11 protein-coding genes and 1 pseudogene are annotated in these 14,743 nt (G+C 71.0%); 5 read left to right on the forward strand and 7 right to left on the reverse strand.

Annotated features, from left to right (window positions below):
- Window positions 1–154: 154 nt before the first annotated feature.
- Complete coding sequence (locus SLV14N_RS01980; RefSeq protein ID WP_263273004.1) at window positions 155–1,552, forward strand: amino acid permease; 1,398 nt, start codon at window positions 155–157, stop codon at window positions 1,550–1,552.
- Window positions 1,553–1,631: 79 nt separating this feature from the next.
- On the opposite strand, the gene SLV14N_RS01985 is transcribed toward SLV14N_RS01980, so the two are convergent.
- Window positions 1,632–2,546, reverse strand: coding sequence for a LysR family transcriptional regulator (locus SLV14N_RS01985; RefSeq protein ID WP_259670059.1), 915 nt, complete (start codon window positions 2,544–2,546; stop codon window positions 1,632–1,634).
- Between the two features lie 157 nt (window positions 2,547–2,703).
- On the opposite strand from SLV14N_RS01985, the gene SLV14N_RS01990 reads away from it, so the two are divergent.
- Both SLV14N_RS01990 and SLV14N_RS01995 read left to right on the forward strand, forming a co-directional pair.
- Window positions 2,704–5,658 (forward strand): FAD-binding and (Fe-S)-binding domain-containing protein, encoded by a 2,955-nt coding sequence (locus SLV14N_RS01990; RefSeq protein ID WP_265872752.1) that lies wholly within the window; start codon window positions 2,704–2,706, stop codon window positions 5,656–5,658.
- Window positions 5,651–6,799 (forward strand): Glu/Leu/Phe/Val dehydrogenase, encoded by a 1,149-nt coding sequence (locus SLV14N_RS01995; protein WP_208679436.1) that lies wholly within the window; start codon window positions 5,651–5,653, stop codon window positions 6,797–6,799. Before SLV14N_RS01990 ends, SLV14N_RS01995 begins: the two co-directional genes overlap by 8 nt.
- Before the next feature lie 28 nt (window positions 6,800–6,827).
- Here SLV14N_RS01995 and SLV14N_RS02000 read toward each other — a convergent pair whose 3' ends face one another.
- From SLV14N_RS02000 to SLV14N_RS02020, 5 genes and pseudogenes are all read right to left on the reverse strand, one after another.
- Window positions 6,828–7,130: a PASTA domain-containing protein gene (locus tag SLV14N_RS02000; RefSeq protein WP_208679437.1), complete on the reverse strand. Its 303-nt coding sequence runs from the start codon at window positions 7,128–7,130 to the stop codon at window positions 6,828–6,830.
- A gap of 167 nt (window positions 7,131–7,297) precedes the next feature.
- A pseudogene (locus SLV14N_RS02005) lies at window positions 7,298–7,872 on the reverse strand (phosphotransferase).
- Window positions 7,873–7,977: 105 nt separating this feature from the next.
- Window positions 7,978–9,924 (reverse strand): glycoside hydrolase family 5 protein, encoded by a 1,947-nt coding sequence (locus tag SLV14N_RS02010; RefSeq protein ID WP_259670060.1) that lies wholly within the window; start codon window positions 9,922–9,924, stop codon window positions 7,978–7,980.
- A 244-nt stretch (window positions 9,925–10,168) separates the two neighbouring features.
- The gene (locus SLV14N_RS02015; protein WP_208679438.1) at window positions 10,169–10,675 is read right to left on the reverse strand and encodes a DUF1579 family protein; all 507 of its coding nucleotides are present in this window, start codon (window positions 10,673–10,675) and stop codon (window positions 10,169–10,171) included.
- Between the two features lie 111 nt (window positions 10,676–10,786).
- Entirely contained in the window at window positions 10,787–11,107 is a 321-nt protein-coding gene (locus SLV14N_RS02020; RefSeq protein WP_263267737.1) for an IPT/TIG domain-containing protein, read from the reverse strand.
- A gap of 129 nt (window positions 11,108–11,236) precedes the next feature.
- On the opposite strand from SLV14N_RS02020, the gene SLV14N_RS02025 reads away from it, so the two are divergent.
- Entirely contained in the window at window positions 11,237–12,001 is a 765-nt protein-coding gene (locus tag SLV14N_RS02025) for a hypothetical protein (RefSeq protein ID WP_263267738.1), read from the forward strand.
- Between the two features lie 230 nt (window positions 12,002–12,231).
- On the opposite strand, the gene SLV14N_RS02030 is transcribed toward SLV14N_RS02025, so the two are convergent.
- On the reverse strand, window positions 12,232–12,999 hold the full coding sequence (locus SLV14N_RS02030) for an RNase adapter RapZ (protein ID WP_263267740.1): 768 nt from the start codon (window positions 12,997–12,999) through the stop codon (window positions 12,232–12,234).
- 212 nt (window positions 13,000–13,211) lie between these two features.
- Between SLV14N_RS02030 and SLV14N_RS02035 the strand changes: the two genes are divergently transcribed.
- Complete coding sequence (locus SLV14N_RS02035) at window positions 13,212–14,414, forward strand: IS110 family transposase (RefSeq protein ID WP_263267741.1); 1,203 nt, start codon at window positions 13,212–13,214, stop codon at window positions 14,412–14,414.
- Window positions 14,415–14,743: the final 329 nt, after the last annotated feature.

Here is a 14,743-nt window from a genome sequence, read left to right on the forward strand (position 1 = left end):
ACGACGGTGGCCCGTCGTGCCGCCGCTGCCTGACAGGGAGCGATCGATGTCCCCCCATCACACCTCGAAGTCCGCACTCCCCGCTTTGCTGGGAAGAGGCCCCAAGGGGGTCTTCCGGCGCACACTCCCCCATGAACAGCCCTCCGGTGCGCGCATGGTGCGCACCTTGGGCCTGACCCAGCTGACGATGATCGGTATCGGCGCCATCATCGGGGCCGGTATCTTCAGTCTGGCCGCGGCCGTCGCCCGGGACGTCGCCGGCCCCGCCGTCCTCATCTCGTTCCTCGTGGCCGGCGCCGCCTCGCTCTGCGCGGCCTTCGCCTACGCCGAGTTCGCCGGCATGGTGCCGAAGGCCGGCTCGTCCTACACCTACTGTGCCGCGGTGCTCGGGGAGGTCGTGGGCTGGATCGTCGGCTGGGACCTGCTCCTGGAGTACACCGCCATCGTCGCCGTCGTGGCGATCGGGATGTCGGGCTACCTGGGATTCCTCCTGGAGGCCGTCGGCATCCATCTGCCGACCTGGGCCCTGGGCGCTCCCGGTACCGGAGCCGGTCACAAGATCGACCTGCTCGCGGTGGCGATCTGCCTCGGTGTGGCCTGGCTGCTGACCCGTGGCACCCGCACCTCGGCCCGGGTGGAGACGGTGCTGACCATCGTCAAGATCGCGATCGTGCTGTTGGTGATCGTGGTCGGATTCACCAAGGTCGACAGCAACAATCTGCAGCCCTTCGCGCCGTTCGGTCTCGGCGGGGCGTTCACCGGGGCGGCGACGGTCTTCTTCGCCGTCTTCGGCTATGACGCACTGAGCACCGCCGCGGAGGAGTCGCTGGAGGCACGGCGCAAGCTGCCGAAGGCGATGATGCTGTCGCTGGCGGTCTCCATGGTGCTGTACGTGCTGGTCTGCGTGGTGCTCACCGGTATGCAGCACTACAGCGAGATCAATCCGAAGAGCGGTATCTCCAGCGCGTTCCAGAGCGTGGGGCTCAGCGGGCTGGCCAATGTGATCGCCGTTGGCGCGGTCATCGGCATCGTCACCGTGACCTTCTCCTTCATGATGGGCGCCTCGCGTCTCTGGTACGCCCTCAGCCGCGACGGCCTGATGCCCGCCTGGTTCGGCGCCATCCACCCCAAGCGCAAGGTTCCGCACCGCGCCACCTGGGTGATCGGTGGGGTGTCCGCCGTACTGGCGGGCGTGCTGCCCATCAACGCCGTCGCCGAACTCACCAATATCGGCGTACTGCTGGCGTTCGTGGTGGTCTCCGCCTCCGTATTGCTGCTGCGCTACAAGAAGCCGCATCTCAAGCGCGGCTTCCGCTGTCCGGGCATGCCAGTGGTGCCCGTCCTCGGCATCGTCTTCTCCATCTGGCTGATGTCGTTCCTCCAGTGGGAGACCTGGGTACGGCTCGGCTGCTGGCTGGCCGTCGGCCTGGTGATCTACGCCGCCTACGGCTACCGGCGCACCCGCCAGGTGATGCCGGGAGGCTCGGTGGATCTCGACACCCTGGACGACATGGCCGAATCCGACGAGGCCGAGCCCGCGCCCGTCCGGTGACGGGCGGTCGGCCGCCCCTGCCGGCGCTCCGTCCCTCCCTCCTCCCCGGGAGGGACGGAGCCCGCCTCCGCACGGACCGTCAGTCGGACCGCGCCGGATGCAGATACGGCTCGCCGGACGGCACCGCCCGGCGCAGACAGCTGAGCACGGCGGGGAGCAGCGGGTTGCTGTTCTCACTGCGGTGCAGCGCCATCACCTGACGGTGGGCGGAGCGCTGGGTGAGCCGGGTGGCTTCGATGCCCTCACTGGGCAGGTGCCCGAGTGCCGGGACCACGGCCACGCCGAGACCGGCGGACACCAGCTCCCGCACCACGGCGTAGTTGTTGCTGCGGAAGGCGACGGCGGCCTCGAAGCCCGCGGCCGCACACAGCCGGACGAACGACCGCGCCCCGGCGGTGTCCTCCCGGCTGGTGATCCAGCGGGCCGAGGACAGCTGGGGCAGCTGTGCGCCCAGGCCGCTGCCCCGGGCCCTGAGCAGGATGAGGTCCTCCCGCAGCAGGTGGTGGCGGGTCAGTCCCGCGGGCCACTGCCGGGGGCTGAGCCCGTACTCGTAGACCAGCGCGACATCCAGATCACCATGGCTGAGCGCCGTGATGAGCTCTTCCGGTTCGGCTTCCTCCAGCTGGATCTGCGCGCGCGGATGGGTCTCGACGAGGGCGGACAGCGCCGCGGGCACCAGCCGGACGTCGGCCGTGGGAAAGCTGCCCAGCCGCAGCCGGCCGGTGGCGCCGGTGGCGAGCTCCTGCACCTGGTGGTCCAGATCGTCCATGGCGGCCAGCACATGGGTACTGAGGTCGACCAGACGGTGGGCGGCGGCGGTGGGACGGATGCCGTGCGCCTCCCGCTCGAACAGCACCAGCCCGGTCTCCTTCTCCAGGGCGGAGATCTGCTGCGAGATGGCGGACGCGGTGTAGCCGAGGTCGCGGGCGGCGAGGGCGAACGATTCGCTGCGGACGACGGCCTTCAGCGTGAGCAGATGCAGGGGTTTCAGCAACGCGGGCTCCCAGGGAGGCGGGAGGGCGAGCATAAGCATCCATTGCCCTCAAGCGTCAATTCTTTCGTCCTGCTGGGCCTTGTCCAGTACCCCGACCGACCCACATCGTGGTCTCACCAGGCCGAACGTGACCGGTGAGCACAAAGGAGCAAGCACGGTGACCACAACAGCGCAGGGTCTCGGCAGCCTCGACGCGGCAGCGGTGGCCGAAGCCCTCGGCGCGGGGGACTGCGGCGAGGTCGCGGGCGACGCCGGCCGCCGGGCACAGTACGCGTCCGATGCCTCCAACTACCGCCAGGTCCCGCTGGCCGTCGTCTTCCCCGGCGAGCGGCGGCACATCCGCAACACACTCGATGTCTGCCGCCGTCTGGGAGTGCCGGTCACCGCCCGCGGAGCGGGCACCAGCACCTCCGGGCAGGCCGTCGGGCCGGGCGTGGTGCTCGACTTCTCCCGGTACTTCAACCGGCTGCTGGCGCTGGACCCGCAGGCCCGGACCGCGACCGTCGAGCCCGGCATCGTGCTGGACGATCTGCAGCAGGCCGCCGCCCCTCACGGCCTGCTGTTCGGCGCCGATCCCTCCACCCACAGCCGCTGCACGCTGGGCGGCATGATCGGCAACAACGCGTGCGGATCACACTCCCTCGCCTGGGGACGCACCGCGGACAACATCCTGGAACTCGAGGTGGTCACCTACCGCGGCACAGTGGTCCGGCTCGGCGAGATGACCGCGGAGGAGATCGACGAGGCCATTGCCGCGGGAGACGACCGCGCAGAGCTGATCGGGTCCCTGCACCGTCTCGCCCAGCGCAATCTGGCGGCGCTGCGCACCAAGCTGGGGCGGTTCCCGCGGCAGGTCTCGGGTTACGCACTGGAACAGCTGCTGCCCGAGCGGCGCTTCAACCTCGCCAGAGCCCTGGTCGGCAGCGAGGGCACACTGGCCGTCATCCTCTCGGCGACCGTCCGTCTTCTCTCCCCTCCCCCCGCGCGCGCCCTGGTCGTCCTCGGGTTCTCGGACGCCTGTGCCGCGGCCGACGCCGTACCCGCGCTGCTGAAGCATCAGCCGCTGGCGCTGGAAGGGCTCGACCACGCACTGACCGACATCGTCACCCGGCCCGCGACCAGGGCCGCCATCGACACCCTGCCGGCCGCACGGGCCTGGCTGTTCGCCGAACTCGGAGGTACCGCGGAAGAGCTGCCCGGCCAGGCCGCGACGCTGGCCGAGACCGCGCGCCAGGCCGCGGGATGCACCGGTAGTGAAGTCATCACCGATCCCGTGCGCGCCCGCACGCTGTGGCGGATCCGCGAGGACGGAGCGGGGCTGGCCACCCGTATGCCCGACGGCGCCGAGGCCTGGCCCGGATGGGAGGACGCGGCCGTCCCGCCCGACCAACTGGGCTCCTATCTCCGCAAGTTCACCGAACTGCTGGGCCGGCACCGGCTTCAGGGCGCCGTCTACGGACACTTCGGCGAGGGCTGTCTGCACGTCCGGATCAACTTCGACTTCAGCACCGAACAGGGCACCGCCGTCTTCCGCGCCTTCCTCACCGACGCCGCCCGGCTGGTAGCCGCCCACGGTGGCTCACTGTCCGGTGAACACGGCGACGGACAGGCCCGCTCCGCGCTGCTGCCGCTGATGTACGGCCCGGACGTCATCGCCCTGTTCGAGGAGTTCAAGGGCATCTGGGACCCCGACAACGGCCTCAACCCCGGCATGATCGTCCAGCCGCTGCCGGTCGACGGAAATCTGCGCGTCAGCCCGCACCGCGCCCCGCTGCCCCTGGCCACCGTCTTCCCCTTCCACGCCGACGACGGGGACTTCGCCAAGGCCACCCGCCGTTGTGTCGGCGTCGGCAAATGCCGCTCCGCCGGTCAGCGCGGCGATGTCATGTGCCCCAGCTACCGCGTCACCCGGGACGAGAAGGACTCCACCCGCGGCCGCGCCCGACTGCTCTACGAGATGACGCAGGGCGAAGTGATCACCGACGGCTGGCGTTCCACCGAAGTCCGCGACGCCCTCGATCTGTGCCTGTCCTGCAAGGGGTGCAGCGCCGACTGCCCCGTGGGGGTGGACATCGCCACCTACAAGTCGGAGTTCCTGCACCACCACTACAAGGGACGGCTCCGGCCCGCCTCGCACTACACCATGGGCTGGCTGCCGCTGCTGTCGCGGCTGGCCGCCCGGGGCCCCCGGCTGGTCAATGCGCTCACCTCCTCCCGGCTGGCCCCGGCCGTCAAACGCCTCGGCGGGATCGCCGCGCAGCGGGAACTCCCCCGCTTCGCCGAGCAGACCTTCCTGGCCTGGTTCCGCCGCCGTACGCCCCAGGGCGACGGCCGGCGCGGCCCGGTCATGCTGTGGGTCGACTCCTTCAACAACCACTTCAGCCCCGAGGTCCTCCAGGCCGGTGTGGCCGTGCTGGAGGACGCCGGTTTCCGGGTGCAGGTCCCGGACGGCACCCAGTGCTGCGGACTCACCTGGATCACCACCGGACAGCTCGGCACGGCCCGCCGGATCGCCCGGCGCACCGTGGCCGCCCTGGCTCCCGCCGTCGGCGCCGGCCTTCCCGTGGTGGGACTGGAGCCGAGCTGCACGGCGGCCCTGAAGACCGATCTCCCCGAACTCCTCGACGGCGACGAGAACGCCCGTGCCCTCTCCCGCGCCACGCTCACCCTCGCCGAACTCCTCGTCCACCACGCCCCCGGCTGGCAGCCCCCGCGGATCGAGGCCCGCTCGCTCAGCCAGACCCACTGCCACCAGCACGCCACCTCCGGCTTCAGTGCCGACAGCGCCCTGCTGGACCGCATGGGCATCGACAACACCGCGCTCGATTCCGGCTGCTGCGGTCTCGCCGGCAACTTCGGCTTCGAGCGCGGCCACTACGACGTCTCCGTCGCCGCGGGCGAACAGGTTCTGCTCCCCGCGGTGCGTACGGCCCCTGCGGACACCCAGATCCTGGCGGACGGCTTCAGCTGCCGCACCCAGATCGCTCAGCAGACCTCGCGCAGCGGCACCCATCTCGCCCAGCTGATCGCCCGGGCACTTCCCCCGGCCGACCCCTCTGCCCGTTCCGGCTTTCCTCCGCTTCCTACCGAGAAGGAACACACCCGTGACTGATGCACTCTCTCTCGTCGACGAGTGGGGCCCCGAGAAGACCGTCGTCGTCTCCCACCGGCGCACCGGCATGAAGGGCGTCCTGGTGATCGACAACACCGCCCGCGGCATCGGCAAGGGCGGAACCCGGATGAGCCCCGGCGTGACCGTGGAGGAGGTCTCCCGGCTGGCCCGTGTCATGACGTGGAAGTGGGCCGCTGTCGACCTCTTCTACGGCGGCGCCAAGGCCGGCATCGTCGCCGATCCGGCCGCCCGCGACAAGGAGGCGGTGCTGCGTGCCTTCGCCCGCGCACTCTCCAACGAGGTGCCCCGCGAGTATGTGATGGGGCTCGACATGGGCCTGACCGAAAGTGATGCCGCCATCATCCAGGACGAGCTGGGCGACCGCGGCGCCGCCGTCGGCACTCCCGAGCATCTCGGCGGGGTGGCCTACGACAAGCTCGGGGTCACCGGCTACGGCGTGGCCGAGGCGGCCGACGCCGCGGCACGGCACCAGGGACTGCCGCTGGCCGGATCCCGGGTCGCCCTGCAGGGATTTGGTGCGGTCGGCAGCGCGGCCGCCCAGCGGTTCGCGGAGCTCGGTGCCACGATCGTGGCGGTGTCCACCGCCCATGGGGTGCGGTACGACCCCAGCGGTCTCGACGTGGGCGCTCTGCTGGCGGCGCGGGACGAGCACGGCGACCACTTCGTCACCCGCCACTCCGCCGGTACCGCGCTCCCCTCAGGAGCCGAACTCACCGTGGACTGCGACATCTTGGTGCCTGCCGCGCTGCAGGACGTCATCAACCGCGGCACCGCGCACGAGATCAAGGCGAAGCTCATCGTGGAAGGCGCGAATCTGCCGACGTCGGCGGATGCCCGGAGCATTCTCGCCGAGCGCGGGATCACCGTGCTCCCCGACTTCGTGGCCAACGCCGGCGGCGTGGTCGCGGCCGCCTTCGCGATGGATGCGCGCTACTCCGGGTTCCGGCCGGGCACGTCGAGCATCTTCGAGTCGGTCTCGGCGAGGCTGCGGGCCAACACGGTGACGGTCCTGGACGAGGCCCGGCAACAGGACATCACCCCGCACGCCGCCGGGCGCCGCCTCGCCGAGGAGCGCGTCCGCACCGCCATGCAGAGCAAGGGCCGTATCCCGCGCGGCTGATCCACGCGGCGCTGCGGGTGCCGGATGGTCAGGCCGGGCAATCCTCATGGGTCTTGACCACGGTGAGCGTGGCAGGCCTGCCCTGCAGAGGCGTGCCTGCCTCCGGGCTCTGCGCGCAGACCTTCCAGCGCGCCGGCCACAGCACATGGCGCCCCGCGCCGCGCCCGTCCCTGAGCCGGACGGAGGTGTCGTAGTTCAGGGCCTGGTAGGCGGAGACCAGGCCCTGGCCTGTCACCTGCGGCATCCGTTCGGGGCCGTCGGCCTGTGCCGGAGCGGCCGGGAACAGGCAGGTCAGGGCAAGGATTGAGGTGGTGACGATGCGTTTCACCACCTGAGAACGATCAGTGCGGGCAACGGTCACCTCCGGCCGATGCCGTTCCCCCTCGCATGAGCGGCGGTCCGCCGCCGTGTCCTGGTGCTGCCGGGCCGCCCACCCACCGGACCGTGCGGGGGGCGCGGCACGGACGGGCTGCACCGCACGCCCGCCGACGATCCGGGTCAGGCGGCCAAGTGCACCCTCTCGGTGCGGACTTCGTCGATGACATGCCGGGCGATGGCCGCCATCACCGGGTTGGTCTCGCGGTAGTAGCGGAGCTCGTCGAGGGCGATCGACAGCGCCCAGCCGCGGCCGCGGGCCCATGTCGCGTCAGGGGGGGGGCGATCCGGTGCAGCGCGGTGACGAACTCCGCCAGATCCGCTGCGAGGGAGCGGGGTGCGGGGAGGCGGCCGACCGCCGGTGTCTCCCCGTCGAGCCAGCGGTAGACCGACCACGGCCAGGGGTAGTACTCGGCGGGCGTGCCCCTGCCCAACGGGCCGGGTACGGTAACCGGGAGCGAGGGGGCGAGCCGTGGCAGCCAGCGGTGCTCCTTCGTCACGTCCTGGGCGGCGCCCTCGATGCGCGGGAGCCGTACGACCATGTCGTCGCCGAGCCGGAACATGGCGTTGGACGTGCCGGCGGAGTCGACCGCCGTGACGGGCAGGTCCGCCCACCGGGGAAACTGCGCGGCGAGCAGGCGGCGTACGAGGGGGACGTCGATGTCCGCCTCGTCGGCGTGCATCTTGCGCGCGCACATGGGCGCCTCCGCATCGGATCGGTTTCTTGGGCGGCGTCCCTTGATACCCCGGCCTGCCCTTCGAGTCGACTCCGTTTTTTCTCAGGTCGTCGGCTCCGTCCTCTCTCAGGCCAGGGACCGGCAGAGCAGGGCGTCGGGGCGGCCCTGGTGTCCGAGGCGGCTGGTGTAGGCGAGGCCTGCCGCGTAGGAGTGGGACGGGCACTGTCCTTTGAAGTGGCCGTGGGCGAAGTCGCCGCCGGGGTCGCCGGGCGGACGGTTGTCGCCGCGGTCGAACCAGAGGGTGCTCCCGCCTGTGCCGAGAGCGGTGCGGGCCGGTGTGCACAATGCGGCGGAGACCTTCTCACCGCGCAGGCTGTAGCCGGTGAGGAACTGCCCGTCGGGGCACTGGAGTTTGCTGTAGCCGGGAGCCCAGTCACCGCCGGCGGGGACATACCGCTCGTCCCGCACCACGGTGGGGACGCTGCCGGGCACGCGCAGATCGCGGGCCGTGGGGGCGTCGGTGCACAGCCCGCGTCCTCGGGTGTGGCTGATGCCGATGAGCCGTTCGCCGTCAGGGCAGGCCGCTTTGCGGGCTCCGCTGTCCCAGTCGCCCAGGGACCGGGCGCTCAGGGACTGGACGAAGTCGCGGTGGTCGGTGGTGAGCAGGTGCCAGGCGGGGGTCGCCGGCACCGGCCCCGTCTTTTGCGGGGCGGTGATGAGCCGGTGCCAGGCGGGGGACCGCCAGTCGCCGCCGTCGAGGACTCCGGTGCGGCGCCCGGCGTGGTCGTAACGCAGCAGGGCCCAGTTGTCCCCGGCCGGACGGCCCTGGCCATCGGTGCTCCAGCCGACGAGCGGCCAATAAGCGAAGTCCGTGTCGGTGTCGGCAAGGTAGTCGGTGAGGTTGCCGAACCAGGCGCGGGCGGCCTGGCCCGACTCCTCGGAGCCGGTACCGAATTCGCTGATCCACAGGGGTGCGGTGAAATGCCGGCCAGTCTCCGCGGAGACGTAGAACGCCTGGTCGTGCAGTACGGCGCGGAGCTGGTCGCGGGTCAGGTCCTGGTAGCGGGGGTCACTGGTCTCCCCCACCCCTGTGGCGCCGCTGTGGTGCGGGCCGGTGTAGCCGTAGAAGTGGGCCGAGTAGACGAGTTTCCCGGAGGTGACCAGGGTGTGCGAGAGCGTACGGACCGGGGCGAGGGTGGGGCGGCCGTGCGGCAGTCCGTCCACCGGCAGACCGGTCCAGTTGATGCCCTCGATGACGATGAGGAGGCGGGGGTTGGCCTCGGTCAGGATCCGGTCGGCCGCCTCCTGTGCGGCGGCCTGCCAGTCGTGGCGGTCGCCCAGGCCCCAGTTGGGGTCGTCCAGGACGTCACGGCGCACTTCGTTGTAGAGGTCTGCCCCCACGACACGGCTGTTGTGCTGGTAGCGGCGGGCCATGAAGACCCAGTCATCGGCCCATTGCCGAGTGGACTGGCGACTGTTCCACCGCTCGTTGCCGTCGAGCCCGCAGCACCATCGGGTGGTGTTGGTGTGGTTGTTGAGGATGACCGCGAAGCCGCCCGCGGTCAGGGCCGCCACCACGGCGTCGAAGATCTGCAGTGGGGTCCTGCCGCGGAGCTGTGGGTTGGCGGCGACCGCGGCATCGGGCACGGGCGCCGCGGAATGGACCATCTCGTTGGAGAACGGCAGCCGGATGCTGTTGAGGCCCAGTGCGCGGAAGTCGTCCAGCAGTGCGGCGATACCGACGCGGTCGAGGCCGAGGGGTATGCCGTGGGAGTTCTGACCGCTGTGGTGGGCGGCCGGGTCGTTGATGTCGCCCGAGCCGTTCCAGGAGCCCTGTGCCCCGTCCCAGTTGGCGGACTTCAGCCGGAATCGCCTGCCGTCGGCGTCGACGATGTAGCGGCCTCTGGTGGAGAGCGGAGCGGTCCATGCCTCGGCGGCCTTCCCGGCGGCCGACGGTCCCTGCGCGGAAGCTTCCGGCAGGGCGGGGGCTGCGGTCGCGCCGGGGACGGCGAGCCCTGTCAGTACGAGGCATATCGCCAGGGCACGGCACAGGGAACGTAAGAGCGGCTGCACGTCATCTGCCTGACTCGTCGGGTGTGCTCGTCGGCTTCGTCCGGCGAGCGGCCGCCCGGCAGGGGCACCACCGACGGGCCAGGGACAAGTTACCGACGGGTGACTGAGGAGGCCATAGCCCTGCAGCCGTTTTCCCGGACGGTCAACTCCCTTGGCGGTGAGTGCCCCTGCCGGATGCGGTGGGGAGACGAATCCCCGTTGCTGCCGACGACGGAGCGGAGGTTCCGCTACCGGTCAGGTGTCCTCATGCGACCTTGATGAGGGTGACCTTCATGGAGGGCCTGTAGGTCGTTCCGTCATCGGTGCGCTCGTGCAGGACGGTCTGGACGCGGTGGTGGTCGCTGAACTCCACCGTGGAACGCGTGGTGTCGCCTTGGTAGGTCCACGTGTTGCCCTGCGCAACCAGGCTGCTGACGGTCACATTGCCCTGACTGTCGAAGAAGTGTGACCTGTAGTCGCCACTCATCTCGTCGTAGCCGATCATCTCCGTGCCGCCGACACCGAACTCTCCGATGCGCCCGTATGCCGAATGGACGAGGAAGAACCCACCCGGAGCCCACTCGTACACATCGGAGGTGGTGATCGTCGGCCCGGGGCTTCCATCATCGTTGATCATGTGGCCTTCGTTGATCCACTTGCCCACCCAGGCTTCGAGCGCCTCGTGCTGGGGCCCACGTCCGGGCCCCTGACTGCCGGCGTGCTCTGCACCTCGGTTGACGGCCACTACGCGCGGTGTCGTCTCTTCCGTCACGTTCGCTCCTCTTGTGGTCGGGAGGCTGCGCCCCCTTGGGGGCGTACCGGCCTCAGTCGGCGACCTTGTGAGCGTCGCACACGGGTCTGACATCCCGGCCGGCCCCAAGGCTCAGCCCGCGTACGTGCATTCGTCGGCCGGGCCGGTGGGCGACGTGGCCACGCCGACCGTCACGGTGACGTCCGCCGTCTTCGGATCGGGCAGCCGGGACGGCACCGTCGCGACGATCCGGGTCGGGCGCTTGACGGTGACCGGCCCCGCGGCGGCGGTGTCCTGGAACCGTACGGCCGCCCCCTGAGCAAAGCCCCAGCCGTCGATGGTGACCTGGCATTCATCCCGTTTTGCGGCGCTCGGCCGACCGCGGCTGCGCATCGCCGCGGAGCCCCGGATTTCAGGCTCCTGGCCCAGTGGCATCAGCAGCCGCCGCGACATCGGGCGACGGGCACGTAGGGTGACGAAACGATCACGGTTCGGTGCGCCGGTAATCGGCAGCCGTCGGCCGGCAGCCGGTCTCCCGGCACCCGATTCCGGCACTCGGTCGCACCGGAGAAAGGGACACGCATGCGCGCTCGCCATCTCGCCACAGCTGCCGTTCTGGCGCTCACCACCGCTCTTCTCGCCGCCGCCCCGGCCCCGGCACAGCCCTCCGCCACCGCCCCACCGCCGGACGGCCGGTTCACCCCGGCCCGCCCGGCCGGGCACACCGAGGTTCCCGTCGAGGGCGGCTCGGCCCGCTTCGCCACCCCTCCCGCCCTTCTCGCCGCGCTCAAGGCGCACGGGGTGGTGATCGCGAACGTGGACGCTCAGGGCACGGTCACTCCGCACCACGACTCCGGCGGCATCAGCCTGGGCATCAAGGACGGCGCGGTCACCAACAGCGGTGGCAAGGTCGGCGGTGAGCTGCGGTTCGCCGACTCCGGGATCGCGCTGATCAACCGCAGGACCAACAAGGTCGTCAAGGTCACCGGCTTCACCGTCGACCTCGGCCAGGGCGCGCTCCGCGCCCGGCTGGACCGCGGCCAGAAAATGACCGTGGGCACCTTCACCCGGCCAGGTATCGCCGCGTCCATCGACACCGATGCCGCGAGGTTGCGTATGGACACCGGCGTCACGGTCACCGCGGCCGCCGCCGCCCAGCTCAACGCGGCGCTCGGCACCACCGGCTTCACCGGCGGCGGTCCGCTGCTCCACGTCCGCGTCGACGCCGCTCTCGACCCGTCCGTCGATCTCGCCACCGCCCTCAACCTGGGCCATCGCCCGGCCCCGTCCGACACGGGACGCCGCTCGACCGGTGCCGCGGGCGGAGGAGAAGCGTCGGAGCGGTGATCCGGCCGGCCGCCGATCGGATCATCCGGCCGAGCCGGTCTGCGAGCCGTGGGACCTGTGCGACTGGTAGGACGGAATGCCGAGACCGGCGCCGGGCCGCGGGACCTCTCCGGCTCGCAGGACGGAATACCGAGACCGGCGCCGGGCCGCGGCCGGCGCCGGTCGAGCAGGGCGCGCAGCCCGTCGGCGTCGGCCGGGCCTGTGCCGTGCTCGGGCCGGCGGGACGGGGCTCACTGCTGCTGAGGGGTCCAGGGCAGCAGCAGTCCGTCGCCGGTGCGCCGGGGGATCAGATGGACATGGGCGTGGAAGACCGTCTGCGTCGCCGCCGGGCCGGCCGCGGTGATGATGTTCAGGTCCCCCGTGATTTCCGCGCCCAGTTCGGCCGTGCGCTGCATCACCGCGGCGGTCACGGCCGGGTCGGTCGTCGCGTCCCGGACATGGCGGCGTGGAATGACCAGCAGGTGTCCGGGGGTGACCGGGCGGCGGGGAACGATCGCGAAGGCATCCGGCCAGTCACGGACGAGCGGGACGGGCTCCGTGCCGGCGGCCATACGGCAGAAGTCGCAGGCCTCCAGTTGCCTGGCGGGCTCGCGGTGGATCAGGGGGCGCGCCATATCGCGGTGTTCGACGTCGGCGGCGGTCCCGCGCTCGGCGAGCCAGTCGGCGACGGCACGGGCGACGGCCGGGGCCCGGTGGCGGCCGTACCAGCAGGCGACGTAGAGGTGAATTTCCTCGTCGGCGGCGGCCCGGTGCAGGGCGAGCAGCTGACGGCCGGTGCGCTCGACGGTCTGCCGGGCGTCCGGAGCGGACAGGACATAGTCGCGGACCTCGGGGTCCAGCCCCGTCAGCGCGACCAGTGGCGCGGTGACCGCGGTGTCGGCCGGGTCCCACATCCGGTCGCGGACGTCCAGCACGAGGGCGCCGTTGTCGTGCCGGGGCGGGGCACCCCAGCGGGCGCCGTAGGACGTGATCCGGATCGGGGCGACGCTGCGGGGCATGGGCTCTCCGTAAGTTGTTAGTCGGCCCGGGAGGGCCGGGTGTGGCTTATGGGTTCTTGCCTTCAGTGGCTTCGCAGGAGTGGCCGCCCGGTCCTCCGGGGCGCCCTGGCTGCTGATTGAGATGTGCGCGCTGTGTGCGGTCGCTGATTACGGAGATGACAGCGGGGTGTTCCTCGGGCCGACGGCATGTCGTGCGGAATGAGGAGGGGCACGTGAGCGAGCGGAAAGCCCAGGTCTGGGCCGGTGTCGATGCCGGCAAGGGTCACCACTGGGCGGCTGCGGTCGATGAGACCGGCGCGACGCTGTGGTCGAAGAAGGTCGACAACGACGAGTCGGCGATCCTGACCGCGCTCGGCGAGATCCTCGAGCTGGCGGACCAGGTCCACTGGGCGGTGGACATCTCCGGTACGTCCTCCGCGCTGCTGCTTGCGCTGCTCGCAGCACACGGCCAAAAGGCCGTCTACGTGCCCGGACGCACGGTCAACCGCATGTCGGGCGCCTACCGGGGCGAGGCGAAGACCGATGCCCGTGACGCCTACGTCATCGCCGAGACCGCCCGCCACCGCAGCGACTTCGCCACCATCGACGTACCGGCGCAGCTGGCTGCCGACCTCGCGCTGCTTACCGCCCACCGCACGGACCTCGTGGCCGACCGAGTGCGAATGATCAACCGCCTGCGCGACGTGCTGACCGGCGTCTTCCCCGCGCTGGAGCGGGCCTTCGACTACTCCGCCCACAAAGGCGCGCTGGTCCTGCTGACGGGCTACCAAACCCCGGCCGCGCTCCGCCGCCGCGGCCGGGCAAGACTGACGGCCTGGCTGGCCAACCGCAGCGTCCGGAGCGCCGACACGGTCGCCGCGACCGCGCTGGAAGCCGCTCAGGCCCAGCAGACCGCGCTGCCCGGCGAGGACATCGCCGCACAGATCGTGGCCGACCTGGCTGAGCAGATCCTGTCGCTGGACGACAGGCTGAAGCGGATCGACAAGCAGATCCGCGAGACGTTCCGCAGCCATCCGCAGGCCGAGATCATCGAGTCCCTGCCCGGCATGGGCCCGATACTCGGCGCCGAGTTCGTCGTCGCAGCCGGCGACCTCACGGCTTACACGGACGCCGGCCACCTGGCATCGGCGGCCGGCCTGGTGCCCGTCCCGCGCGACTCCGGCCGACGCACCGGCAACCTGCACCGACCGAAGCGCTACAGCCGCCGGCTGCGGCGGGTGTTCTACCTGTCCGCGCAGACCAGCATCATCCGCGAAGGGCCCAACCGGGACTTCTACCTCAAGAAGCGCGGCGAGGGCTGCAAGCACATCCAGGCCGTCATCGCCCTGGCCCGCCGACGCGCCAGCGTGCTGTGGGCCCTTCTGCGTGACGGACGGGTCTTCACCTCCGCCCCACCGGTCACGCAAGCGGCTTGACATCGTCATTGAGACTCCTGCCGTGTGGAGACGGGGGACCGTACGGGCCGGGAGACCTGTCCCGCGTCGCCGTCACCGTCGGCGGGCGGCAGGTTTCCCGCCGGTTTTCCTCCGACAGATCTACCGGACATCGCACGGTCATGTGGGCGACTTGGGACCGGGGTGTGCTGGTCGTCACGGTCGGCCGAGCGGCGGACGGTAACCGACAGGCAATGGGTGTACCGCGTTACGGGTTCGTTCAGCTACCGGTCACGCATGCCGCCCAAGCTCTGGAATGAGACATTCCGCTTGGTGACACCGCTGTGGCCGGCCTCTCGGCCTCGGCACGG

The sequence above is a fragment of the Streptomyces sp. Je 1-4 4N24 genome (assembly GCF_026239515.1).
In the GTDB taxonomy this organism is placed as follows: domain Bacteria; phylum Actinomycetota; class Actinomycetes; order Streptomycetales; family Streptomycetaceae; genus Streptomyces; species Streptomyces nigrescens.